20 protein-coding genes are annotated in these 24,347 nt (G+C 37.5%); 16 read left to right on the forward strand and 4 right to left on the reverse strand.

Annotation, left to right across the window (positions count from 1 at the left end; all coding sequences use genetic code 11):
• Nucleotides 1–58: 58 nt before the first annotated feature.
• From rsgA to AC6H0A_RS01185, 7 genes are all read left to right on the forward strand, one after another.
• Entirely contained in the window at nucleotides 59–1,099 is a 1,041-nt protein-coding gene (rsgA, locus tag AC6H0A_RS01155) for a small ribosomal subunit biogenesis GTPase RsgA (protein ID WP_005640416.1), read from the forward strand.
• Nucleotides 1,100–1,260: 161 nt separating this feature from the next.
• Entirely contained in the window at nucleotides 1,261–1,518 is a 258-nt protein-coding gene (gene ptsH, locus AC6H0A_RS01160) for a phosphocarrier protein Hpr (RefSeq protein WP_005640418.1), read from the forward strand.
• A gap of 79 nt (nucleotides 1,519–1,597) precedes the next feature.
• Nucleotides 1,598–3,325, forward strand: a complete 1,728-nt coding sequence (gene ptsI, locus AC6H0A_RS01165; RefSeq protein WP_497512259.1) for a phosphoenolpyruvate-protein phosphotransferase PtsI — start codon at nucleotides 1,598–1,600, stop codon at nucleotides 3,323–3,325.
• Between the two features lie 60 nt (nucleotides 3,326–3,385).
• Entirely contained in the window at nucleotides 3,386–3,886 is a 501-nt protein-coding gene (gene crr, locus AC6H0A_RS01170; protein ID WP_005640422.1) for a PTS glucose transporter subunit IIA, read from the forward strand.
• A 93-nt stretch (nucleotides 3,887–3,979) separates the two neighbouring features.
• Nucleotides 3,980–5,179 carry a mannose-6-phosphate isomerase, class I gene (gene manA / locus AC6H0A_RS01175; RefSeq protein WP_044232340.1) on the forward strand — a complete coding sequence of 400 codons (1,200 nt, stop codon included), beginning with the start codon at nucleotides 3,980–3,982 and terminating at the stop codon, nucleotides 5,177–5,179.
• An 83-nt stretch (nucleotides 5,180–5,262) separates the two neighbouring features.
• The gene (locus tag AC6H0A_RS01180; RefSeq protein ID WP_005640426.1) at nucleotides 5,263–6,180 is read left to right on the forward strand and encodes an SPFH domain-containing protein; all 918 of its coding nucleotides are present in this window, start codon (nucleotides 5,263–5,265) and stop codon (nucleotides 6,178–6,180) included.
• Between the two features lie 83 nt (nucleotides 6,181–6,263).
• Complete coding sequence (locus AC6H0A_RS01185) at nucleotides 6,264–6,716, forward strand: NfeD family protein (protein ID WP_005640428.1); 453 nt, start codon at nucleotides 6,264–6,266, stop codon at nucleotides 6,714–6,716.
• Between the two features lie 95 nt (nucleotides 6,717–6,811).
• Here the strand turns inward: AC6H0A_RS01185 and AC6H0A_RS01190 are convergent, their stop codons facing one another.
• Nucleotides 6,812–7,579, reverse strand: coding sequence for a TOBE domain-containing protein (locus AC6H0A_RS01190; protein WP_005640430.1), 768 nt, complete (start codon nucleotides 7,577–7,579; stop codon nucleotides 6,812–6,814).
• A gap of 123 nt (nucleotides 7,580–7,702) precedes the next feature.
• Here AC6H0A_RS01190 and modA point away from each other — a divergent pair, with 123 nt between their 5' ends.
• The 4 genes from modA to AC6H0A_RS01210 all read left to right on the forward strand — a co-directional run bounded on the left by modA (nucleotide 7,703) and on the right by AC6H0A_RS01210 (nucleotide 12,748).
• On the forward strand, nucleotides 7,703–8,467 hold the full coding sequence (modA, locus tag AC6H0A_RS01195; RefSeq protein ID WP_005640433.1) for a molybdate ABC transporter substrate-binding protein: 765 nt from the start codon (nucleotides 7,703–7,705) through the stop codon (nucleotides 8,465–8,467).
• 133 nt (nucleotides 8,468–8,600) lie between these two features.
• Nucleotides 8,601–9,329, forward strand: coding sequence for a molybdate ABC transporter permease subunit (modB, locus tag AC6H0A_RS01200; RefSeq protein WP_005640435.1), 729 nt, complete (start codon nucleotides 8,601–8,603; stop codon nucleotides 9,327–9,329).
• The gene (gene modC / locus AC6H0A_RS01205; protein WP_005640437.1) at nucleotides 9,316–10,371 is read left to right on the forward strand and encodes a molybdenum ABC transporter ATP-binding protein ModC; all 1,056 of its coding nucleotides are present in this window, start codon (nucleotides 9,316–9,318) and stop codon (nucleotides 10,369–10,371) included. The genes modB and modC overlap by 14 nt, the downstream gene beginning before the upstream one ends.
• Before the next feature lie 349 nt (nucleotides 10,372–10,720).
• Nucleotides 10,721–12,748, forward strand: a complete 2,028-nt coding sequence (locus tag AC6H0A_RS01210) for a BCCT family transporter (RefSeq protein WP_179230746.1) — start codon at nucleotides 10,721–10,723, stop codon at nucleotides 12,746–12,748.
• 35 nt (nucleotides 12,749–12,783) lie between these two features.
• On the opposite strand, the gene AC6H0A_RS01215 is transcribed toward AC6H0A_RS01210, so the two are convergent.
• Entirely contained in the window at nucleotides 12,784–14,259 is a 1,476-nt protein-coding gene (locus AC6H0A_RS01215; RefSeq protein WP_005640441.1) for a leucyl aminopeptidase, read from the reverse strand.
• Nucleotides 14,260–14,366: 107 nt separating this feature from the next.
• On the opposite strand from AC6H0A_RS01215, the gene lptF reads away from it, so the two are divergent.
• From lptF to AC6H0A_RS01230, 3 genes are all read left to right on the forward strand, one after another.
• The gene (gene lptF / locus AC6H0A_RS01220; RefSeq protein ID WP_005640442.1) at nucleotides 14,367–15,461 is read left to right on the forward strand and encodes an LPS export ABC transporter permease LptF; all 1,095 of its coding nucleotides are present in this window, start codon (nucleotides 14,367–14,369) and stop codon (nucleotides 15,459–15,461) included.
• 5 nt (nucleotides 15,462–15,466) lie between these two features.
• Entirely contained in the window at nucleotides 15,467–16,543 is a 1,077-nt protein-coding gene (lptG, locus tag AC6H0A_RS01225) for an LPS export ABC transporter permease LptG (RefSeq protein ID WP_005640444.1), read from the forward strand.
• A gap of 86 nt (nucleotides 16,544–16,629) precedes the next feature.
• Complete coding sequence (locus tag AC6H0A_RS01230) at nucleotides 16,630–17,472, forward strand: patatin-like phospholipase family protein (protein WP_044232341.1); 843 nt, start codon at nucleotides 16,630–16,632, stop codon at nucleotides 17,470–17,472.
• Between the two features lie 45 nt (nucleotides 17,473–17,517).
• Here AC6H0A_RS01230 and AC6H0A_RS01235 read toward each other — a convergent pair whose 3' ends face one another.
• Together AC6H0A_RS01235 and AC6H0A_RS01240 are read right to left on the reverse strand one after the other, a co-directional pair.
• Nucleotides 17,518–20,160, reverse strand: a complete 2,643-nt coding sequence (locus tag AC6H0A_RS01235; RefSeq protein ID WP_497512264.1) for a PqiB family protein — start codon at nucleotides 20,158–20,160, stop codon at nucleotides 17,518–17,520.
• Nucleotides 20,144–21,394, reverse strand: coding sequence for a PqiA/YebS family transporter subunit (locus AC6H0A_RS01240; RefSeq protein ID WP_179230745.1), 1,251 nt, complete (start codon nucleotides 21,392–21,394; stop codon nucleotides 20,144–20,146). The genes AC6H0A_RS01235 and AC6H0A_RS01240 overlap by 17 nt, the downstream gene beginning before the upstream one ends.
• Nucleotides 21,395–21,573: 179 nt before the next feature.
• Between AC6H0A_RS01240 and proQ the strand changes: the two genes are divergently transcribed.
• A complete protein-coding gene (proQ, locus tag AC6H0A_RS01245; RefSeq protein ID WP_005640454.1) occupies nucleotides 21,574–22,212 on the forward strand; it encodes an RNA chaperone ProQ in 639 nt (212 codons plus the stop codon).
• 27 nt (nucleotides 22,213–22,239) lie between these two features.
• Nucleotides 22,240–24,315, forward strand: coding sequence for a carboxy terminal-processing peptidase (prc, locus tag AC6H0A_RS01250; protein WP_005640458.1), 2,076 nt, complete (start codon nucleotides 22,240–22,242; stop codon nucleotides 24,313–24,315).
• Nucleotides 24,316–24,347 lie beyond the last annotated feature (32 nt).

The raw sequence follows: 24,347 nt of genomic DNA on the forward strand, positions 1-24,347 counted from the left end.
CCTATGCAAAAATTTTTTTCATTTTACCAAAAACAAGGGAAAAAACGACCGCACTTTTATGGATAAACGTAAATTAACTCAGAACCAAACTAGAAGAATTCAATCGAATAATGCGAAAACATTACATCGCCATAAGAAAAAAGAGATTGAATGGTCAGATGAAATGCTTGGTGAATCACAAGAAGGTGTTGTGGTAACGCGTTATTCGATTCATGCAGATGTCGAAAATGAACAAGGCGAAATTTATCGTTGTAATTTGCGTCGAACTTTGTCGAGTTTGGTGGTGGGAGATAAAGTTGTTTGGCGTAAAGGCAATGAACAATTACAAGGTGTGAGTGGCGTGATTGAGGCGATTCACCCTCGAGAAAATGAAATTTCCCGCCCTGATTATTATGATGGTTTGAAACCCATTGCGGCGAATATTGATCGTATTATTATTGTATCAGCGGTGTTGCCAACGCTTTCCTTAAATATTATCGATCGTTATCTTGTGGTGTGTGAAATTGCGGGAATTACGCCTCTCATTGTTTTGAATAAAGCGGATTTATTGGCACAAGAACAGCGTCAAGAAATTGAAGACCAACTTAAAATTTACCAAGATATTGGCTATGAGATTTTAATGCTTTCAGCAAAGAGCGGTGAAAATATGGAAAATTTAACCGCACTTTTGGCACAAGGCACAGCGATTTTTGTTGGGCAATCTGGTGTCGGTAAATCGAGTTTAATTAATCATATTTTGCCTAGCGTAAACGCTCAAGTAGGGGATGTGAGTGAAACATCAGGGCTAGGGCAGCATACCACGACATCATCACGTCTTTACCATTTGCCACAAGGTGGTAATTTAATTGATTCGCCAGGAATTAGAGAATTTGGGCTTTGGCATTTAGATGCAGAGCAAATCACAAAAGGGTATCGAGAGTTTCAATATGTTTTGGGAACCTGTAAATTCCGTGATTGTAAACATTTGAGCGATCCAGGATGTGCATTACGTGAAGCAGTGGAGCAAGGGAAAATTTCGCCTGTTCGTTATGATAATTATCATCGATTAATTGAAAGTTTGCGTGAAACAAAATCACAGCGTCATTTTTCAGCAGTTTAACGATTGCGCACTATGTGTAATAAATAAACTATTTATCTTTTTTTTTATGATTTAATTCAAGCTTTTTAGTGTTTATTCTTGATTATTTTGCTTTGAAAAAGGATACTAGGGCAACTTCCTAGTTTTTTATTTTTTAACCATTAATTAGTAGAGGTAGCATTATGTACTCAAAAGATGTTGAAATCACCGCGCTAAACGGTTTACACACTCGTCCAGCAGCACAATTTGTGAAAGAAGCTAAAGCATTTTCTTCTGATATCACAGTCACGTCTGCTGGTAAGAGCGCAAGTGCAAAAAGTTTGTTTAAGCTACAAACATTAGGGTTAATGCAGGGAACAGTGATTACCATTTCTGCAGAAGGCGAAGATGAGCAACAGGCTGTAGACCATTTAGTTGCTTTAATTCCAACTTTAGAATAATACTGACGTAGCCATAAAATTGAGAAATTTTATGGCTATTGTTTATCTATCCCTTTTTTAATTATTTCGGAAGGTATCTATGATTTCTGGCATTCTCGCATCCCCAGGTATTGCCTTTGGTAAGGCACTTGTTCTTAAAGAAGAAAAGATTATTCTTGATACGCAAAAAATTACTGATGATCAAATTGACGCAGAAGTCGCTCGATTTTATGAAGGTCGTGCATTGGCGGTGGAACAACTTCATTCAATCAGAGAGCGTGCATTAATTTCTTTAGGTGAAGAAAAAGCTGCGATCTTTGAAGGTCATTTGATGATTCTTGAGGATGAGGAATTAGAAGAAGAAATTCTTGATTACCTTCGTTCAAATAAAGTCAATGCCGCAGTTGCAGCGAGCAAAATTATTGATCAACAAGTCACAATGTTATCGGAGATCGATGATGAATATTTGAAAGAGCGTGCTGGCGATATTCGTGATATTGGTAACCGTTTAATTAAAAATATTTTGGGCATGTACATAGTTGATCTTGGAGATATTCAAGAAGAATCAATTCTTGTTGCTTATGATCTTACTCCGTCAGAAACCGCTCAACTTAATCTTGAAAAAGTATTAGGGGTTGTCACTGATATTGGTGGTAGAACATCTCATACTTCTATTATGGCGCGTTCTTTAGAATTACCGGCGATTGTAGGCACAAATAATGTGACCGAATTAGTCAATACAGGTGATTACTTAATTTTAGATGCGATAAATAATCAAGTTTATATCAATCCAACACAATCTCAGATTGATGAATTAAAAAACCTTGAAGCTAAAATTTCTGAGGAAAAAGCAGAGTTAGCTAAATTAAAAGATCTCCCCGCAATCACCTTGGATGGACACAAGGTTGATGTCGTCGCGAATATCGGGACAATCCGTGATTGTGAAGGGGCAGATCGCAATGGTGCGGAAGGTATTGGTTTATACCGAACAGAATTCTTATTTATGGATCGTGAACAGCTTCCGACGGAAGAAGAACAATTCATTGCCTACAAAGAAGTCGTAGAAGCAATGAACGGGCGTTTAACCGTGCTTCGTACTATGGATATTGGTGGCGATAAAGAGCTTCCATATTTAGATTTACCAAAAGAAATGAATCCATTCTTAGGATGGCGTGCGATTCGTATTGCGTTAGATCGTCGTGAAATTTTAAATGCACAATTACGCGCGGTGTTGCGTGCTTCAGCGTTTGGTAAATTGGCAGTGATGTTCCCGATGATTATTTCTGTAGAAGAAATTCAAGAATTAAAAGCGGTTATTGAAACATTAAAAGCTGAATTACGTGCGGAAGGTAAAACGTTTGATGAGCATATCCAAGTAGGTGTCATGGTTGAAACGCCATCCGCTGCCGTAAATGCAAAATTCTTAGCTAAAGAAGTGGATTTCTTCAGTATCGGTACTAACGATTTAACTCAATATACTTTGGCGGTGGATCGAGGTAATGAGTTAATTTCGCATCTTTACAATCCAATGCAGCCATCTGTGCTTGGTTTAATTAAACAAGTGATTGATGCTTCTCATGCAGAGGGTAAATGGACGGGAATGTGCGGTGAATTAGCTGGTGATGAACGTGCAACCTTATTACTACTTGGTATGGGATTAGATGAATTTAGTATGAGTGCTATTTCTGTACCTCGAATTAAAAAATTAATCCGTAATATGAATTTCCAAGATGCAAAAGCCCTTGCTAATGCCGCATTACAAAAACCGACCGCTTCGGAAATTGAGCAGTTAATCGAAGAATTTTTGGCGGAAAATGCATTAAATTAAACAAAATTGTTTGATTTTACGTTAAAATAATGACCATCTATGAATTGATAGGAGATTAAAATGGGCTTATTTGACAAGTTATTCGGTTCAAAAGAAAACAAATCTGTGGAAGTTGAAATTTATGCACCTATCTCTGGTGAGATTGTAAATATTGAAGATGTTCCCGATGTGGTTTTCTCTGAAAAAATCGTGGGTGATGGTGTTGCTATTCGTCCTACCGGTAACAAAATCATTGCGCCAGTGGATGGTGTGATTGGTAAAATTTTTGAAACCAACCATGCTTTCTCAATGGAATCAAAAGAAGGTGTAGAATTATTTGTACACTTTGGTATTGATACCGTTGAGCTGAAAGGTGAAGGCTTTACTCGTATTGCGCAAGAAGGTCAATCTGTTAAGCGCGGTGATACCGTGATTGAATTTGATCTTCCTTTATTAGAATCAAAAGCAAAATCTGTATTAACACCCGTTGTTATTTCCAATATGGATGAAATTTCTTGCATTGTGAAAAAATCAGGTGAAGTGGTCGCTGGAGAATCAGTGGTATTAAGCTTAAATAAATAATTTCTTTACGATAAAAAAGTCCGCCTTTGTGCGGATTTTTTATTTATGTAAATAAAACTGTGGTGTAGATAGGATTCAATGGAAAAATTAAAAATGATCTATAAACTTACTGGCTCACTCCAAAATTACGTATGGGGAGGGCATCAATATATTCCTCAATTACTGAATATTCCTGCAGAAGAAAATCAATATTATGCTGAATGGTGGTTAGGCGCTCATCATTCTGCGCCTTCAACCATTGAAGTCGATGGTAAAAATGTATTACTTACTGAATTTTTACAGAAAAATCCTACCGCACTTGGCGCACAAAGCCGAGCCAGTTTTGGTGATGAATTACCGTATTTATTAAAAATTCTTGATGTCGCTCAACCTCTTTCCATTCAACTTCATCCAACAAAAACGCAAGCTGAAATAGGTTTTGCGGAAGAAAATGCGAAAGGCATTGATTTAAAAGCATCAACACGGACTTATAAAGATAACAATCATAAACCTGAAATGATGATTGCTTTATCTGATTTCTGGTTGTTGCATGGTTTTAAAAATAAATCGGACATTATTGAGACTTTAGAATCGAGATTATCTTTAGCCCCGCTTGCAAAAAAATTGAATGAACAAGATTTACATGCTTTCTATGCCGATATAATGCAAGCAGAACAAGCTCAGCTACACCAATGGCTTTACCCTATTCTGTTGGAGAATCAAACTGCTTATGAGGCTAATAATCTGGATTTAACTAATCCAGATTATTGGGTGCTTTACACCATTGATGCAATGAATATTTCTTTAGATAAATTAGATGCTGGTTTAATCTGCTTCTATTTGTTTAATATTGTGCACCTCAAAAAAGGCGAGGGAATTTACCAAGATGCTGGCATTCCACACGCTTATTTGCGTGGGCAAAATATTGAACTGATGGCTTGTTCGGATAATGTGATTCGAGGTGGTTTAACGCCTAAATATGTGGATATTCCAGAATTGCTTAAAATTGTTGATTGTCGTGAAGTGGAGCCTAAAATTATCCCGTCGGCACCTCAAGACACGCGTATATTTACTTATGCTACTCCTGCGCAAGATTTCGCTTTGCTAAATATTCAATATGAATGTGGTGAAACGCATCATTTAAAAGCACAAAGTGCGAGTATTTTATTGGTGATGAAGGGGCAGTTAAATTTACGCTCAGAAATGACCGCACTTTCTTTGAAACAAGGTGAGACAGCTTTCATTACCGCGAATGCTTCTTATGAGGTGGAAGGCTTAATTGAAGGCTATGCAGTGGTGGCAAAATTGCCTTAATTTTATACAAAATAGGCTATAAAAGTGCGGGTGGATTTGATAGACTTTTTTCATTAAATCTACCCTAATAAAGGAGAAAAAATATGCTTGATGGATTCGCTATTTCCACATTAATTTTTGTGATATTAGTCGCATTAATTTTGTTTTCTACAGTGAAAACCGTACCACAAGGCTATAACTGGACAATCGAACGTTTTGGTCGTTACACAAGAACATTAATGCCTGGGTTAAATTTAGTAGTGCCTTTTGTTGATCGTATTGGTCGTAAAATTAATATGATGGAACAAGTTTTAGACATTCCTTCCCAAGAAGTGATTTCTAAAGATAACGCCAATGTTTCTATTGATGCGGTTTGTTTTGTGCAAGTGATTGATGCCCGAAGTGCGGCTTATGAAGTGAATAATTTGGAACAAGCTATCATCAATTTAACCATGACAAATATTCGAACCGTGCTTGGCTCGATGGAGCTTGATGAAATGCTTTCCCAACGTGATTCTATTAATAGTCGATTATTGGCTATTGTGGATGAAGCGACAAATCCATGGGGGATAAAAGTAACTCGTATTGAAATTCGTGATGTTCGTCCGCCTCGTGAATTGATTGATTCTATGAATGCTCAAATGAAAGCGGAACGAAATAAACGTGCTGAAGTATTAGAGGCTGAAGGGATTCGTCAGGCTCAGATTCTCCGTGCTGAAGGTGAAAAACAAGCTAGAATTCTAAAAGCGGAAGGGGAGCGACAAGAAGCCTTTTTACAAGCTGAAGCTCGAGAACGAGCCGCAGAAGCTGAAGCAAAAGCAACGCAAATGGTATCAGAAGCAATTACCAGTGGTGATACCAAAGCGATTAACTACTTTATCGCTCAAAAATACACGGAAGCATTGAAAGAAATCGGTAGTTCAGGAAACAGTAAAGTCGTGCTTATGCCATTAGAAGCTGGCAATTTAATTGGTTCTGTTGCTGGTATTGCGGAGTTATTAAAGGGCGATAAAAAATCTTAATTTAGATAAAGTGCGGTAATTTTTTTAATCGTTTATCACTGGACTTTTGTAATAAAAAACCCTTACAACAAATAGGAGAATCTATGGCGGATTGGTTAATAAATTGGACACTTTGGCACTGGCTGATTTTAGGCTTTATTTTGCTTATTGGTGAAGTGCTTACACCAGGGATATTTTTGCTATGGTGGGGCTTAGCGGCTTTAGTGACGGCATTTGTACAATTTCTTTTTCCAAGCCTTTCTCTTGCCTCACTTGCTATTTTTTATGCGCTATTAGCTTGTATACTTTCTGTGATTTGGTGGAAATATCAACATGGTAAAGATCGTCATGATCAATCTTATTCAACATTAAACCAACGCGATCATGCCTTACTTGGTAAACAAGGCATTGTTCAAGAACTTGGCGCGAATGGAATTGGTCGGGGCGCTTTTGGCGACACAACTTGGCGCATTCAAGGTGATAATCTTACAGTCGGTGCATTGATTGAAGTTGAACGCGTGGATGGCATTACGCTGATTGTTAAAAAATCTTTCTAATTAGTTTTGGGTTTTATTCAATAAGAAAAAACAGGCATCAAGCCTGTTTTTTTATGAGATTAAAATGTTCTTCCAATATTTACCGCACTTTTAGATTAACCTAGCGTTGCTAAAATAATTTGCTCTTGATCAATGTGAATCCAAACTTGCTGCCCGATTTGCCATTGATTTGGTTGGTGGACCGTGGCACAAAATTCAATGTCGCTGTCAGTAAATTGAAGGATGGCTTCTTCTTTATTTAGTGATTTGATATTTACAGGGAACTGATTAGATTGATTATCCAGTGGTTTTTCACTAATTTTCACCCAAGGTGCTTTGAACATCAACATCACTTCTTTTTCCGTAATGAGTTTCAAACGAGCAGAGCTTTTTGTGGTAATAGAAACTTGCAACGGCGTTGGTAATCCTTGTACATTCACATCAACAACACAACGAGAGTCAATGATTCTCTGTTGTGCCACTCGCCCAAAAAATTGATTGCGTGCGCTACTTTGTAAAGAAAAACGTGCGGTTGCCGTGAGTAGACTATCTAACGGCACAGATTCATCTTGTAGGATATGAAAAGCGTGTTCTTGCGTACGTTCTAATAAATCATAAAGTTGTAGCAAACGCTCGGCATAAGTGGTAAGCGCAGTGCCTCCACCATTTTTTCCACCTGTATTTCGTTCAAGCAATGGGCGAGGGCTGATTTTATTCATGGCTTCTAAATGATCCCACGCACTTTTATAGCTCACTTTTGCATTTTTAGCTGCTTGATTAATCGAACCGCATTGTTGAATTTCTTTGAGTAAACGCACTCGTTTTGGATCGATAAAAAGTTCTTGTTGAAGTTTAACGGTGAGTAAAATTTCGGTGTTTTTCATTTTGCTGTCCTAAGTAAGCATAAGCGTTATATATTTTACTAAATAATTTTTCTTTTGCTATATGATTATTATTTATTTCAATATATAATCAAGTAAATAACGTTTAATCATAGGAGATGATTCATGAAAAAATTAACTAAAATTTCAACCGCACTTTTAATCGCAGGATTAGGATTTTCTTTTGCGGCATCCGCTAAAGTGACTGTATTTGCAGCGGCTTCAATGACAGATGCTTTACAACAAGTAGCAAAAGATTACGCAAAACAAAATCCAAAAAATGAAGTGGTGTTTTCTTTTGCTTCTTCTTCAACTTTAGCAAAACAAATTGAAGAAGGCGCACCAGCGGATATTTTTGTTTCTGCAAGCAATAAATGGATGAAATATCTTTCTGAAAAAGACTTAACCGTGAAAGAAACTGAAAAAGTTTTAGTGGGTAATGATTTAGTCTTAATCGCACCAGCAAAAAGTGCGGTAAATTCTGTGGATATTGCAAAAGGCGAATGGATTAATGCATTAAAAGATAGCTATTTATCTGTTGGCGATCCTGCGCACGTGCCTGCTGGTCAATACGCAGAAGAAGCATTAACTAAATTAAATTTATGGGATAAAGTACAAGATCGTTTAGCGCGTGCAAAAGATGTGCGTGGCGCATTAGCTTTAGTTGAACGTGCAGAAGCACCTTACGGTATTGTGTACAGCACTGATACAAAAATTAGCCAACAAGTTAAAACTGTTGCGGTTTTCCCTGCGGATAGCCATAAACCCGTTGTTTACCCCGTTTCTATTTTGAAAGATCATGATAATACGGATTCTCGTGACTTCTTGAAATATTTAGAATCAGATGCTGTGAAGAAAGTACTTGTAGGGTATGGTTTCTCTGCAAAATAAGATAGAATCTCAATAGTCATGAAGGGCGGATATTTCTGCCCTTTTGTTATTATAGAGTATCTTACCTCTCATTAATGTGGGATATTCTCATAAAAAGGGATTTAAAGAGAGGCTATTTGTATAAGGATTCATTTTGCTTACTCAATTTTTTTCATTTTTCAATCTGACTCCAATGGAAATCTCAGCGATTAATTTAAGCCTGAGTGTCGCTGTTAGTTCCATGCTTTGGAGTCTGCCGTTAGCCATTTTTGTCGCGTGGCTCTTAGCGCGTAAAAATTTCTATGGAAAATCCCTGATTACTGGCGTAATTCATTTGCCTTTAGTGTTGCCACCTGTGGTTATCGGTTATCTATTGCTTGTGGCAATGGGGCGCAATGGTTTCATTGGTAAGTATTTATATCAGTGGTTTGGCTTATCTTTTGGTTTTAGTTGGAAAGGTGCGGTGCTTTCCTCTGCGGTGGTTGCCTTTCCATTGGTTGTTCGCGCGATTCGACTTTCTTTAGAAAATATTGATATTAAATTGGAGCAAGCAGCGCAAACATTGGGCGCTTCCGCTTGGCGTGTATTTTTTACAATAACCTTGCCGCTTTCTTTAGCAGGGGTTTTAGCTGGGCTCGTGCTTGGTTTCGCACGATCATTAGGGGAATTTGGCGCGACCATTACCTTTGTATCGAACATTGCAGGCGAAACTCAAACGATTCCACTTGCGATGTATTCTTTTATTCAAACACCCGGTGCAGAAGAACAAACTGCTCGCTTATGTTTATTTGCTATCATTCTTTCATTGATTTCTTTGCTATTGTCAGAGTGGTTGAGCAAGCGAATGCAGAAAAAATTAGGGCAAGGAAATGTTGCAGATTAATGTGAAAAAACAGCTCGGGCAACTTGCCTTGCAAGCGAATATACAAGTTCCAGATCAAGGCGTAACCGCAATTTTCGGTTTGTCTGGCTCAGGCAAAACATCGCTAATTAATCTCGTCAGTGGTTTGATACAACCAGACGAAGGATTCATCCGTTTAAATGACCGCACTTTAGTGGATATGGAAAGCCAAGAATCATTGCCGACCCACTTGCGTAAAATTGGCTATGTATTCCAAGATGCGCGCTTATTTCCTCACTATACCGTAAAAGGAAATTTGCGCTATGGCATGAAAAATGTCTCGCAAGATGATTTTAATTATATTGTCGATCTTCTCGGGATTACTCACTTATTAAAGCGTTATCCGCTCACGCTTTCTGGTGGTGAGAAGCAGCGTGTAGCAATCGGTCGAGCATTGTTGGCTGAGCCCGACATTTTACTGATGGACGAACCACTTTCAGCCCTTGATGTTCCCCGCAAACGCGAGCTAATGCAATATTTGGAACGTCTTTCTAAAGAAATTAATATCCCGATTTTATATGTTACACATAGCTTGGACGAACTGTTACGTTTAGCTGATCGGGTCGTACTGATGGAAAACGGCATCGTGAAAGCCTATGACAGCGTAGAAAAAATTTGGAATAGTGCTATTTTTGCCCCTTGGAAAGGGGAAAGAGAACAGAGTAGTGTACTTGCCTTGCCTGTTTATTTGCATAATCCACCTTATAAAATGACCGCACTTTCCTTAGGCGAACAAGCACTTTGGATTCATCAAGTGCCCGCAAATGTAGGCGAGCGAGTGCGAGTTTGTATTTATAGTTCAGATGTTTCTATTACACTGCAAAAGCCAGAACAAACAAGTATTCGTAATATTTTACGTGGTCAAGTCGCACAAATTGAGATACAAGATTCCAGAGTGGATCTTTCCGTATTAGTGGAAGGGCATAAGATTTGGGCAAGTATCAGTAAATGGGCGCAAAATGAACTGCGTTTTTCTATTGGGCAAGATGTCTATATTCAAATTAAAGCGGTGTCGGTGATGTAGTAAAAATGACCGCACTTTGTTTTTCTCCAAGTGCGGTTTTTTATTAATAATAAAGTTCATCCCTACCTTCTCTTTATCAAGATTTATTTTAGAAAATTATATAAAGAAAAATATTTGATTGTTCACCGCACTTTTAAACAAATCTTCACTAATTTGAAATAATAACTACATTTTGTTATCATGTATTAACTTTTAGGAAACAAGCCTTCAATTCCTACTGAACGTTTCCTTCAAAATCGCACTTCTATGTGCTGTCATTTGTAGTGGTTCCATTACACACTTTTGCCTCTAGGCAATGTTTATTAAATCTATTTTTTAATTTATTCATTTAATCGTTAAGGGGAACAGTTTGTTTTTATTTCAATTTATGACAAAGCGAACGTCATTTAATCCTTTGGTAATTGGCGTTACATTATTTTTTGTGTTGTTACTTATGGCGATGATTTTAATTGTCCCAGCACAAACGCAAGCATTATTGAATCAAGCTAAAACTAGCATTTTTGCCAATTTTAGTTGGTTTTATGTTCTCACTTTTTCAGTGTTTTTAGGATTTTTATTAATTTTATCAGTAAGTAGTCTTGGCAATATAAAACTAGGGCAGGATGAAGAAGAACCTGAATTTAGTTTCTTATCTTGGCTTGCGATGTTATTTGCCGCTGGAATGGGGGTTGGACTGATGTTTTTTGGCGTAGCAGAACCATTAACCTATTATCTTTCTGACATTACAACGGGTTCAGCCGAACATAAACAACAAGAAGCTTTACTTCACACCCTGTTCCACTGGGGCATTCACGCTTGGGCAGTATATGGCACCATTGCTTTAGCATTAGCTTATTTTGGGTTTCGTTATAAATTACCTTTAGCGTTGCGCTCTTGTTTTTATCCTTTATTAAAAGATCGTATTAATGGCAAAATCGGTGATGCAATTGATGTTATGGCGTTACTTGCCACATTATTTGGGATTATTACCACATTAGGTTTCGGTTCATCACAGCTTGGTGCAGGGCTTGAACAAATAGATTGGATAAGTCAGAACAGCTTTGCTTTACAAGTTGGCGTTATTGTTGTGGTGATGTGTTTAGCGATGTTTTCTGCCATTTCTGGTGTTGGAAAAGGCGTGAAAATATTAAGTGAAATTAACTTAACTTTAGCATTTGGTTTGCTTCTCTTTGTTTTAATTGCCGGGCCGACGTTATACCTTTTATCTGCATTTAGCGACAATATTGGTAATTATTTCAGCAATTTAGTACAGCTTAGCTTTAAAACTTATGCTTATGAACAAGAACATACTAGCTGGTTTAGTGGATGGACTGTGCTTTATTGGGCTTGGTGGTGTTCTTGGGCTCCGTTTGTGGGGCTATTTATTGCCCGTATTTCTAAAGGACGAACTATCCGTGAATTTATTTTTGGCGTATTAGTTATCCCAAGTTTATTTGGTATTTTATGGTTTACTGTTTTTGGTAATACAGCAGTATGGCTAAATGATGGCATTGCTGCGGGCGAGCTTGGCGAATTTATTTCTTCTCCAGAAATTTTATTATTTAAATTTTTAAATTATCTGCCTTTGCCAACAGTAACGGGCTTTGTGAGTTTATTAGTGATTTCATTGTTTTTTATTACTTCAGCAGATTCAGGCATTTATGTGTTAAATAACATTGCATCTCGTGATAAAAGTTTAGCTTCGCCTGCATGGCAAGCGATAATGTGGGGAACTTTGATGTCAGTTGTCGCGATTGTTCTTATGCAATCTGGTGGACTAGCTAATTTACAAACAATGACATTAATTGTTGCCTTGCCTTTTGCTTTATTGATGTTGGTAATGTGTTTTAGTTTATGGAAAGGCTTAATTGCGGATAAAAAATATTTTTCTACTAAAGTCAATCCAACTAGCATTTTCTGGAGCGGCGATAAATGGAAATCACATTTAGAGCAAATGATGAACCAAACGCAAGAGAAAGATATTTTACGTTTTCTTAAAAATACGGCGTTACCCGCTATGCGAGAATTACGTCAAGAATTAACAGGAAAATATAATTTAAGTGTAGAAATCAACACATTATTTGAACAAGAAGAGCCAGCTTTGGAATTGGTAATTCATAAAGAATCAATGCGAGATTTTATGTATGGTATTAAATCTGTTGGGCGAGAGGTGTCAGAGCAATTAATTAACGATGAAAATTTACCACACATTCAGCATAGCACTACTTATGAACCTTACACTTATTTTTTTGATGGACGAGTAGGTTACGATGTTCAATATATGGATCAAGATGAATTGATTGCAGATATGTTGAAACAATATGAACGTTATCTAAGTTTGCTTGATGATGTGGGGCAAGAGTTAATGGCACATGAGCAAACCGAACTAGCAGAGTAATCGATTTAAAGGTGCAACGTGTGCCAGTTTTGTGGTTATTTAACCTGATTAATCAAAAATTGGGTTAATAGCGAAACAGGGCGGCCAGTTGCGCCTTTATTTGCGCCTTGTAGCCAAGCCGTACCGGCAATGTCTAAATGTGCCCAGCGATATTTTTTCGTGAAATTAGACAAAAATGCACCTGCTGTAATTGCGCCACCCCAGCGACCCCCAATATTGGCAAGGTCGGCGAAAGGCGATTTCAGTTGCTCTTGATATTCTTCGCTTAATGGTAAACGCCACGCTTTGTCAGTAGTTTCTGTTGAGGCTTGGAGTAGTGCATTGGCAAGAGCGTTATCTGTAGAAACTAATCCGCTATTGTGTTGCCCAAGCGCAACGACACAAGCCCCCGTTAAGGTTGCAACATCAATAACAAGCTCTGGTTCAAAACGCTCAACATAAGTAAGGGCATCACAAAGGACTAAGCGACCTTCCGCATCGGTATTCAGCACTTCTACGGTTAAACCGTTCATGGCGGTGAGAATATCGCCAGGGCGATAAGCATTGCCATCAGGCAGATTTTCACAACCAGCTAAAACACCAATAACGTTTAATGGCAAATTCAACTCTGCAATGGCTTTCATTGTGCCGAAGACAGAAGCTGCACCACACATGTCATATTTCATTTCATCCATGTCAGCGGCAGGTTTAAGTGAAATACCGCCCGCATCAAAGGTTAATCCTTTGCCTACAAGTACAATGGGTTTGGTGTTTTTATCTGGCGCATTGTTGAATGTCAAAATAGACATATAAGCACGGTTTTCAGAGCCTTTTGAGACAGCAAGATAAGCATTCATTCCAAGTTTTGCCATTTCTTCTTCATCCACAACTTTCAAAGAAAGTGCGGTAGAATTTTCTGCTAAATTTTTTGCTTGCTCAGCAAGATAAGCAGGGTTGCAGATATTTGGTGGCATATTTGCGATGTCGCGTGCTGCTTTTATACCTGAGTTAATCGCATTGGCATGAGCAATAGCCTGTTGTGCTTGCTCACAATCCGTATTAAAGATGAACGATTCTAAAACAGAGGTTTCTGCTTTTTGAGATTTGAAATGATCAAATTGATAATTGGTGTGTTCAATCGTTTCAATCGCAAAGCGGATATTCCAATAAATATCGCGATCTTTTAATTCAATTTCAGTTAAATAAGAAACAACTTCACGCGTGTTGGTTTCTTTTAGCGTTTTTAATACAGCTTGGATGATTTGTTTATATTGACGCTCCGTGAGTTCTCCTTTTTTGCCACAGCCAACGATTAACACGCGTTTAGCAGCCAGACCTTGAAGATCTCGAAGTAAAACGGTTTGGGCTAATTTGCCAGTTAGCTCACCTGATTTTACTAAACCGTTTAAATAGCCTTGGGTTAATTGATCGATTTCATGGAAACTTTTTGAAAATTCATTGTTCTCATATACGCCTAAAACAATGCAATCACCAGCTTGAGAAAGTGCGGTGTTTTTTGCTTGATATTTCATTTGATGTCCTTAAATTTCTGTTTAATTCAGCGAAAATAAGGTATCATACGCGACCGATTTTATCCAGTTTTCCTCCGTTTTAGATTTAGAAAAACAAACGAAATAAGATGATTTTAATTCGATATTTAACGAAAGAAGTATTTAAGAGCCAAGTCGCCATTTTGTTCATTTTATTGCTGATATTTTTCTCTCAGCAGTTAGTGCGCGTACTGGGATCTGCGGCTAATGGTAAAGTGCCAGCTGATTTGGTATTTTCCTTGCTTGGGCTAGGCATGCCTGCTATGGCGCAATTAATGTTGCCATTATGTTTGTTTATTGCGATTTTACTCACTTTTGGTCGTCTTTACGCTGAAAGTGAAATAACGGTGATGCGTGCTTGTGGTGTCGGACAGCGTGTTTTAGTGCGTGTGGCGTTAATGCTTTCATTGATTACTGCGGGACTTGCTGCTTATAACGTCTTGTGGCTTTCGCCTTGGTCAATTCAAAAACAAGCTGCAATTGTGGAAGATGCCAAAGCGAATCCAACAATGGGGGCGCTTGCTTCTGGTCAGTTTATAGCAACGAATAACAACAATTTTGTTTTATTTATTGATAGTATCAAGGGAAACCAAATTAATGATGTGTATTTGTTCCAAACGGCACCAAAAAGACAAACGAAACCGTCAGTTGTGACTGCTGAAAAAGGCGAACTAAAATCACTTCCAAATGGCGATCAAATTCTGAATTTACAAAATACGCAACGAGTTGAAGGCACGTCTGTTTTGCCTGATTTCCGCATTACGCATTTTGATGAATATCAAGCCTATTTAGGTCATCAGGAAACAGAAAATATGAATGATGAAGTAGCGGAATTAACGTTGTTTCAACTTATCGCTTTAGACTCTCCTTCTGCGAAATCTGAATTGCATTGGCGTATTACATTAATCCTAGCTGTTCCACTAATGGCGTTAATTGCTGTTCCGTTAAGTCGTGTAAATCCGCGACAAGGTAGATTTGCCAAAATTTTACCCGCACTTTTACTCTATTTAATTTATTTTTTATTACAAAGTTCCTTTAAATCTGCGGGGGCAGCAGGAAAATTAGAGGCTGTTATTTTTATGCCTCTTGTTAATATTGGCTTTTTGTTGCTTGGTATCGTGTTAAACGGTTGGGATAGCGCTGTGATGTATAAATTCCGCCATTTATTTAGTAGAAAAGGATAAGCAAAATGATGAATACCCTCGATCGTTATATTGGAAAAAGTATTCTTGGCTCAATTTTTGCCACTTTGCTTACATTGGTTGGGCTTTCTGCCATTATTAAATTTGTGGAACAATTTCGTAGCGTAGGTAAAGGTACTTATGATATTTGGCAAGCGGTGGCTTTTACTGGGTTAACCATTCCAAAAGATATTGAAACTTTCTTTCCTATGGCAGCATTGCTTGGTGCTCTAATGGCTTTAGGCAACCTTGCAAGTCGAAGCGAACTCGTTGTTATGCAAGCTGCTGGATTTTCTCGTTTTAAAATTGGTATGGCAGTGATGAAAACCTCATTACCATTAGTGTTGTTAACCATGGTGATTGGTGAGTGGGGGATTCCACAAACAGAACAGTTCGCACGTGATATGCGTGCTCGAGCACTTTCGGGTGGTTCAATGCTTTCCATGAAAAATGGGGTTTGGGCAAAAGATGGTAATAATTTTGTGTTTGTTCGACGTGTTACTGATGACGCAAAATTAAACGATATTTATATTTATACTTTTGATCAGCATCGTAATTTGACGGAGTTGAAACATGCTAACCAAGCAAGTTATTCGGAAGATGAAAGTAAATGGACTTTACGTCAAGTGAACCATTCTATGATTAGCAAAGATGAAATCACGACAAGTAATCGCTTATCGGAAAAATGGGAAACAAATTTAACGCCAGATAAATTAGGCGCTGTTTCTTTACGTCCTACATCACTGTCTATTTCAGGTTTGTATAATTACATTTCATTTTTACGTGAAACAGGTCAGGATGTGAGTCGCTTTGAACTCACATTTTGGAGAAAAATTTTCCAACCTGTGTCTGTTGGTGTGATGATGTTATTGGCATTATCTTTTATTTTTGGATCGCTACGCAGTGTGACAGCAGGAGCTAGAATTGTAACTGGCATCTGTTTTGGCTTTTTGTTCTATGTCGTAAATGAAATTTTCGGGCAAATGAGCGTTGTTTATAACATGCCTGCTGTTTTCGGTGCGCTAATGCCAAGTTTGCTATTTATTGTGATGATTTGGTGGTTGCTGAGTCGAAAACGGGATTAATCCAGATTGTTCAAATAATTGCGTATTCAGAAATGGCACGCAATATTTTTATGTGTTGTTTTCAAATGGAAGAAGTTAAAAAATCAATGAAAATTGGCTTGGTATTAGAAGGTGGGGCGATGCGAGGCATGTACACCGCGGGTGTACTAGATATCTTCTTAGATAAAGATTTTTGGGTTGATGGTATCATTTCTGTTTCTGCAGGTGCATTGTTTGGTGTTAATTATCCTTCTCGGCAAAAAGGGCGGGCAATTCGTTACAACAAGAAATTTATATCAGATAAGCGTTATATCAGTTTTAAAAGTTTGGCGAGCACAGGCAATATCGTGAATAAAGATTTTGCTTTTTACGAAGTACCTTTCAAATATGATGTGTTTGATAATAAAACCTTTAAAGAATCAAATATAGATTTTTATGTAGCTGTGACTAATTTACAAACTGCGCAAGCGGAATATGTCAAATTAATAGATCCTTTGGCGCAAATGGAGGTATTGCGTGCTACTTCTGCTATGCCTTATGTTTCTCGTCCTGTTGAGATAGACGGGATTCCTTATTTGGATGGTGCCATTGCGGATTCTATTCCTGTCGAACAAATGCAGAAGCTAGGATACGATAAAATCATTGTTATTCTTACCCGAACTTTAGATTATAGAAAATCTAAGCCAATGGCTTGGATTGCCAAATGGTTTTATCGACGTTATCCACATTTTGCAGATGCCGTAAATCAGCGTTATGCCATGTATAATCGACAAGTTGAAAATGTGATTAAGCTAGCAGAAAAAGGCGATATTTTTGTTATTCGACCTTCTGTTGATTTGAAGATTAAGCGCATTGAAAAAGATCCCAATAAATTGCAGGCAATGTATGAGTTGGGTATAAAAGATATGCAATTACAGTGGGAAAATTTATTGGACTATTTAAATCGATAATAAAAAAAATGGATTAAACCTTTTACCGTTTAATCCATTTTTTATTTATTGTGGTAACGCGCCGCTTCCCCAAGTTTGCACTTCTTCAGGGCGTTTTATTTGAAGTAAGAAACGTTTGTTTGGCTGCGCCTGTGGTTGAATTTCTTTTTCTGCTGGTGTGGAGAAAGAAATGCCACCTTTTAGTAGTTGTTGAACACTTCCTGTATTAAATGCCGCACCTTTCCAGCCTAAGCTAAAGTCATAGCCTGATGCAATCCAAAACTCTGTATTTTGTCGAACAAGATGACTATATTTCGGCATGATTGCGATATGCACTAAGACGCGATCACCAAGACTGTTAAGCTCAAATTTTTTCACGGTACCCACTTCTACGCCTCGATAAAGAATTGGTGAACCTTCACTTAAATTCATGGCATCACGTGTTTCTAAAATAAATGGCGTACCATTACTAAATTTATTACGTTGTGGCGCTGTTTGAGCTAAATTGAATTGTGTTTTTGCTTTACCATTCCCAATTTCAATATCGATATAAGGCTGTAATAGGCTATCAAGGTTATCTATTTCACCTGCTGAAATTTGTGGTGAGATAATTGTAAAGTTAGAACCTTCTTTTGCAATCATATTCATATAATTAGGGTTGATTAACGCTTTTGCAGTGATGCGTTTAGATTTTGTATCAAGCTGAATACTGTCAATTTGCCCCACGTCTAAACCCAAATAGCGCAGACTCATTCCTTTGCTCAGATTGGTTGCATCATCTGCCGTTAAGGTGATTGCAAGCCCGATGGATTTTGCATAACTTTCATTTGCGTAAAGTGTTCGATTATTGCCTGAACCACTATTATCAAAGCTAATCGCACCTTTTAATGAACGCGCAAGTGGCGTCGCTTGAATGCTAATTCCTTTAGGTGTGATATCAATTTTCGCCGCACTTTCTACCCAAAAACGGCTTTTATCGGTCAACAAATGTTGATAGGCGGGATAAATATAAACCTCCACATCAAAGCTATTAGTTTTAGGTTTAATATTTAAAATTTTTCCCACCTCAAATTGACGATATAGTACGAGAGATCCTTTATCAATGCTTGGTAACGTTTGGGTGTGTAAGGTTATCGTTGGTGTAAGAATATTTCCAATGATGCCATGTTCAGCATTACTAATATTTTGATAAAGCGGATAGCTATCTTTAGCTTTTCCCTGACCTTGTTTCGTTAATACTCGTACGCCACCTTGTAACCATTTTTCTGGTATCGCGGACTCAAAACGCAATCCGTCTAGTCCAACGCTGATATCAAAGTTGGTAGCTGCGACAAATTGTGTGTTTTCGTGAATTAAATTACGATATTCGGATGCAATTGCTGCCTTAAATTGCACACCATTTACATCCACTTTTTGTGAAATAATTTGTCCGATTGGCATGTTGTTATAAAACACATTTTGCCCTTCACTTACACCATAATTTTCTGGTGCAGTGAGTGTTAAAACTAATGTATTAGGTGCATTGAGTAATAACTCATTTTCTTTAATGACATCAAATTGATGCTTAGTTTCACCATCTCCAGCAATGACATCAAAATATTCGCCACGAAAGAATTTTTTTGGATCTGCTAAATTACCAAGATCCGTTTTTTTATTACGAAGTACGATTTTGCTATTCGCTTTAAATAAGGAGGCTTGGTTTGGAGCTATCAATAAACTGCCTTCTAAAATTTCATCGTTATTTTCAACCGCACTTATTTTAGAAAGAATCCCGATAGGATTGTCTTGAGAATAAACTTCAGTCTGTCCTGCAACGAGACCAGCGGATGCTGGAATATTTACGTTGACTTCAATCCCACGTTTTGCGGCTTTTAAATTGGTATAGAGCGTGAAATGACTATTTTCATCTGCCTTTGGGCTGTCAGCTGGAGAGTCAAAAGAAACAGCACCTTGTACAACTGCATTTAAACTTTCTACATTTAGATTTAAACCTGACGGGCTAATGTTAGCGTTAATGCCACTAATGTTCCAAAAACGTGAATCTTTTTTCACAAACTGTGCATAGGCTTTATCAATCACAACATCTATTTGCACTTTATTGTCTTTATTAATGCGGTAATCGTAAATTTTTCCTACAGGTAGTTTTTTAAAATAGACGGATGCACCGATGGAAATTGAGCCTAAGTCATCAGAAATTAAGTGAATCAATAAATCTCCAGGCGAAACTTGGGCAATGGGGCCTTGTTCTTCCGCAATAAATTCATCTTCGCGATCGCCATCACCTGGTTGAAGAGTGATGTAATTGCCTGATACGAGAGAATCTAAACCTGAAATTCCTGCAAGTGAAACATTTGGTTGAACAAGCCAGAATTTTGTATTTTCACGCAAAATACTTGATGCTTCAGGATTGATATTGGCAATAACTTCCACTTTTTGCATGTTATCTGTGAAATTTACTTTTTTCACCACACCAATTTGTAAACCTTGGTAGCGAACTTGTGTTTTATCCGCAACGATACCAGAACCATTGGTAAAGGTAATCGTGATGCTTGTGCCACGTTCCTTAACAATTTGGAAGAATAAAATTGCCCCAATACATAATGCAATAAAGGGAAGTAACCAAAATGGAGAAATACGACGAGTTTTTCGAACTGCCGCTGTCATTTCTGTATGTTGATCTTTCATTGAAGAACTATTTTTCTCTGTCATAAATTTTCCAAATTAATCGACTATCAAATTGTGAGGTTGAAATCATGCTGCAAAATACGGCAGCTCCGAAGTAAAATGCGCCGGGACCAACGGTAAAATTAATAATTTCACCGCGTGTTACTAGTGACATCATTAAGGCTAATACAAATAAATCGAGCATCGACCAGCGTCCAACGAAATGCACAATATGTAATAAACGTATTTGCCATTTTATAGAATGTCTCCATTTGAAATGAACACAACTTAGTAAGTAAAGTAAGATTGCTGCTTTACTGATTGGGACAAAAATACTCGCAAAGAATACCACGAAAGCAACAAAATAACTGCCCATGTTAACAAAAGAAATGACACCAGATATTAATGTATCTTCAGAGAGCGAACCTGTTAAATAAATGCCTGATATGGGTAATAAATTTGCTGGGAAAAGCATAACAATCCCAGCAATTAAACTTGCCCAAGTGCGTTGTAACTTAATATTATCTGAAATATGAACAGGCGATAAGCAGCGCGGACATCGTGGGTTGTTCTTTTTATCGTGATGAATACCATTTTTTGAAAATGTATAGTTACAAGCATCACATAATTCAATGTTTTTTGCATCATAAGCTGGTTCATTTTCTGGATAAAACTCTTTCCACAATGCTTTAAGGTTTAATTTTATAAAAAGTAAGGTTGTCAAAAGTGCGGTGAAAATGAAAGGAATTAAATAAACATTAATTTCCAGTGTTGCATATTCACGTACTTTGAACATCGTTACACCTAGCGCGACTAAATATACATCAAACATAACCCAAGGTTTTATATAACCTAAAAAAAGCAAAACACTGCGAGGTTTAATATGCAAAATTTTTGCAATCCAGAGCATGATGACTAAAATTGCAAAGGTAATTGGCATGACAACGGCACAGATAAACACCATAAAAGCAGTGTATTCATAGCCTGCCACTGACATTTTCCAAATACCTTCCCAAATAGAAGCATCAATTTTTACATCTAATAAATGAAGACTTAATAGGGGATACCCCAAGGCAAATGGCATCAAAATAAGGATCGATAAAGCAACCATTGCGCAACGATGAACAGACCAACGCCCACCTGTCGCTAAATGGTGATGGCAACGTGGACATTCAGCTTGTTCATCTTTGTTTAATATTAAAGGTGTCGTTACACTAGCATCACATTCTTCGCATTTTATAATTTGAAATGATTTTTGTGTGAGGTTTGATTCTTGCACGAAAGATTATCTTTTATTCGATTGTTAAAAACGGCGCATTTTAGCCTTGTTTAAGTATATATGGGAAGTGATCTTGACTATTTTTGTGCGAAATTTATTCACAATGTTTTGATTCATTGTAAATTTTGTAAAAAGTGCGATAAACTAAGTCGGTTTATATTTACCCTAGGATAACTAACATGACTGATTCTCAATCTGGCGTTCAGACCACTGATGTGCAAGTAAATTCACAAAAATTAACCAATACAAAAGATATTATTGCGTATTTGGCTGAAAAATTCCCACTTTGCTTTATTTTAGAAGGCGAAGTAAAACCATTAAAAATTGGTCTGTTCCAAGATTTAGCGGATGTATTACAAGATGATGAGCGTGTAAGCAAAACTCAGTTGCGTCAGGCTCTTCGTCAATACACATCAAATTGGCGTTATTTACATGGCTGTCGCGAAGGCGCAGTGCGCGTAGATTTACAAGGTAATCCAGCTGGCGTGTTAGAAGCTGAACATGTAGCCCATGCAGCTCAACAGCTTGCAGATGCTAAAGCGCGTGTTGCTGAAAAGCGTAAAGCCGAAGCTGCAGCGAAAAAAGCTCAACAAAAACAACGCCCACGTAAACCTGCAAATAAAAATGCTAAACACTTCAATAAGCCGTCATTAAGTGCGGTTGATTTTTCACAAATTTCTGTTGGTTCTGTGGTGAAAGTGAAAGCTGGTGATCATGCGAAAAAAGCAACTGTGGTGGAAGTTCTAAAAGATTCAGCACGTGTTCAACTTGAAAACGGTTTGGTTATGAGTGTAGCTGCAGATCGTTTATTTGCATAATGATTTATTTTTTACTCGGGAAAGGTTATGAGATCTAATATTTCAAAAAATGTGATTACTAGCGCATTGTTATCGGCATTGTTAATCGGCTCTGTGCCTGCTTTTGCTGTGCAGCCTAAATTAAAACTGAGCGATATTACTATTCCAACAGCAAGCGAAGCGAATCAGTTGGCGACTAAGCGTGCAACGACTCGATTAACCCAATCGCATTATCGAAAGATCTCATTGGATGATGCTTTTTCTGAGAAGATTTTTGATCGTTATATCAAAAATATTGATTTTAGCCATAATACCTTTTTGCAATCTGATGTAGATGAACTTCGTCAAAAATATGGCGCTAAGTTGGATGACCAGTTAAATCAAGGTGATCTTTCTGCTGCTTTTGATATTTATGATGTAATGATGAAGCGTCGTTATGAACGTTATACTTATGCGTTGTCTTTATTAGATAAAGAGCCTAATTTGAATGGCCAGGATCAAATTGAAATTGATCGTGAAAAAGCGGTATTTCCGAAAAATGAAGAGGAAGCTAATAAACTTTGGGAAGAACGAGTAAAAAATGACATTATCAATCTTAAATTAAAAGATAAAAAATGGTCAGAAATTAAAACAAAACTCACCAAACGTTATAATTTGGCAATTCGCCGTTTAACTCAAACGAAGGCAGATGATATCCTTCAAACTTATTTAAATGCATTTGCTCGAGAAATTGACCCTCATACCAGCTATCTTGCACCAAGAACCGCGAAAAGTTTTAATGAAAGCATGAATCTTTCTCTTGAGGGGATTGGCGCAACGTTACAATCAGAAGATGATGAAACCAGCATTAAGTCACTTGTTCCTGGCGCACCAGCGGAGAAAAGTAAAAAATTACATCCTGGAGATAAAATTATTGGTGTGGGCCAAGCAACAGGCGAGATTGAAGATATCGTTGGCTGGCGTTTAGAAGATATCGTTGAGAAAATCAAGGGTAAAAAAGGCACAAAAGTGCGGTTGGAAATCGAACCGTCTAAAGGTGGAAAATCCCGCATTATTACTTTAGTACGTGATAAAGTGCGTATTGAAGATCAAGCCGCAAAATTAACCATGGATAAAGCAGATGGTAAAAATATTGCGGTAATCAAAGTGCCAAGTTTCTATATTGGTTTAACTGATGATGTTAAAAAATTATTGGTTAAAGCAGAGAAACAAAAAGCCGATGCGTTAATTATTGATTTGCGTGAGAACGGTGGGGGCGCATTAACAGAAGCGGTTGCTTTAAGTGGTTTGTTTATTACTAATGGTCCCGTTGTACAAGTACGTGATGCTTACCAACGAATTCGTGTACATGAAGACGATGATGCCGAGCAACAATATAAAGGTCCTTTGTTTGTGATGATTAACCGTTACAGCGCTTCGGCATCAGAGATTTTTGCAGCGGCAATGCAGGATTACAATCGCGGTATTGTTATTGGACAAAATACTTACGGTAAAGGTACCGTTCAGCAAAGTCGTCCTTTAAATTTTGTGTATGATTTGGATCAGACGCCGTTAGGTTTATTGCAATATACTATCCAAAAATTCTATCGAATTAATGGCGGTTCAACACAATTAAAAGGTGTCGCAGCAGATATTAATTTCCCTGAAATTATCGATGCGAAAGAATACGGTGAAGATAAAGAAGATAATGCATTGCCGTGGGATAAAATTCCATCCGTAACTTATAAAGAAGTTGGCAATGCGCACAAAGATGTTGATGCATTAAATAAAAAACATCTTGAGCGTATTGCTAAAGATCCTGAATTTATTGCATTGAATGAAGATTTAAAAATTCGTAATGAGCGCCGTGATCGCAAATTCTTATCATTGAATTATCAAACGCGTAAAGCTGAAAATGACAAGGATGATGCAAGACGTTTAAAAGATATTAATGAGCGTTTTAAACGAGAAGGTAAAAAAGCATTAAATGATATTGATGATTTACCTAAAGATTATGAAGCGCCAGATTTCTTCTTAAAAGAAGCAGAAAAAATGGCTGCAGATTTTGTTATGTTGAATTCAACTGAGCAAGATATTGGCAAAGAAACTCAGAAACTAACAGAAACAGTAGAAGAGAAAAAATAAAATTATTTTAACCACACTTTATTTTAGAACTA

The organism is Haemophilus sp. THUN1692 (assembly GCF_059704395.1).

Coding starts and splice junctions, on each gene's coding strand:
- crr (WP_005640422.1), top strand. CDS start 3,386: ATGGGCTTATTTGACAAGTTATTCGGTTCAAAAGAAAACAAATCTGTG.
- proQ (WP_005640454.1), top strand. CDS start 21,574: ATGACTGATTCTCAATCTGGCGTTCAGACCACTGATGTGCAAGTAAAT.
- modC (WP_005640437.1), top strand. CDS start 9,316: ATGTTGCAGATTAATGTGAAAAAACAGCTCGGGCAACTTGCCTTGCAA.
- AC6H0A_RS01235 (WP_497512264.1), bottom strand. CDS start 20,160: ATGACAGAGAAAAATAGTTCTTCAATGAAAGATCAACATACAGAAATG.
- lptF (WP_005640442.1), top strand. CDS start 14,367: ATGATTTTAATTCGATATTTAACGAAAGAAGTATTTAAGAGCCAAGTC.
- manA (WP_044232340.1), top strand. CDS start 3,980: ATGATCTATAAACTTACTGGCTCACTCCAAAATTACGTATGGGGAGGG.
- AC6H0A_RS01180 (WP_005640426.1), top strand. CDS start 5,263: ATGCTTGATGGATTCGCTATTTCCACATTAATTTTTGTGATATTAGTC.
- AC6H0A_RS01185 (WP_005640428.1), top strand. CDS start 6,264: ATGGCGGATTGGTTAATAAATTGGACACTTTGGCACTGGCTGATTTTA.
- AC6H0A_RS01190 (WP_005640430.1), bottom strand. CDS start 7,579: ATGAAAAACACCGAAATTTTACTCACCGTTAAACTTCAACAAGAACTT.
- ptsH (WP_005640418.1), top strand. CDS start 1,261: ATGTACTCAAAAGATGTTGAAATCACCGCGCTAAACGGTTTACACACT.
- AC6H0A_RS01230 (WP_044232341.1), top strand. CDS start 16,630: ATGAAAATTGGCTTGGTATTAGAAGGTGGGGCGATGCGAGGCATGTAC.
- modA (WP_005640433.1), top strand. CDS start 7,703: ATGAAAAAATTAACTAAAATTTCAACCGCACTTTTAATCGCAGGATTA.
- rsgA (WP_005640416.1), top strand. CDS start 59: ATGGATAAACGTAAATTAACTCAGAACCAAACTAGAAGAATTCAATCG.
- ptsI (WP_497512259.1), top strand. CDS start 1,598: ATGATTTCTGGCATTCTCGCATCCCCAGGTATTGCCTTTGGTAAGGCA.
- AC6H0A_RS01215 (WP_005640441.1), bottom strand. CDS start 14,259: ATGAAATATCAAGCAAAAAACACCGCACTTTCTCAAGCTGGTGATTGC.
- prc (WP_005640458.1), top strand. CDS start 22,240: ATGAGATCTAATATTTCAAAAAATGTGATTACTAGCGCATTGTTATCG.
- lptG (WP_005640444.1), top strand. CDS start 15,467: ATGATGAATACCCTCGATCGTTATATTGGAAAAAGTATTCTTGGCTCA.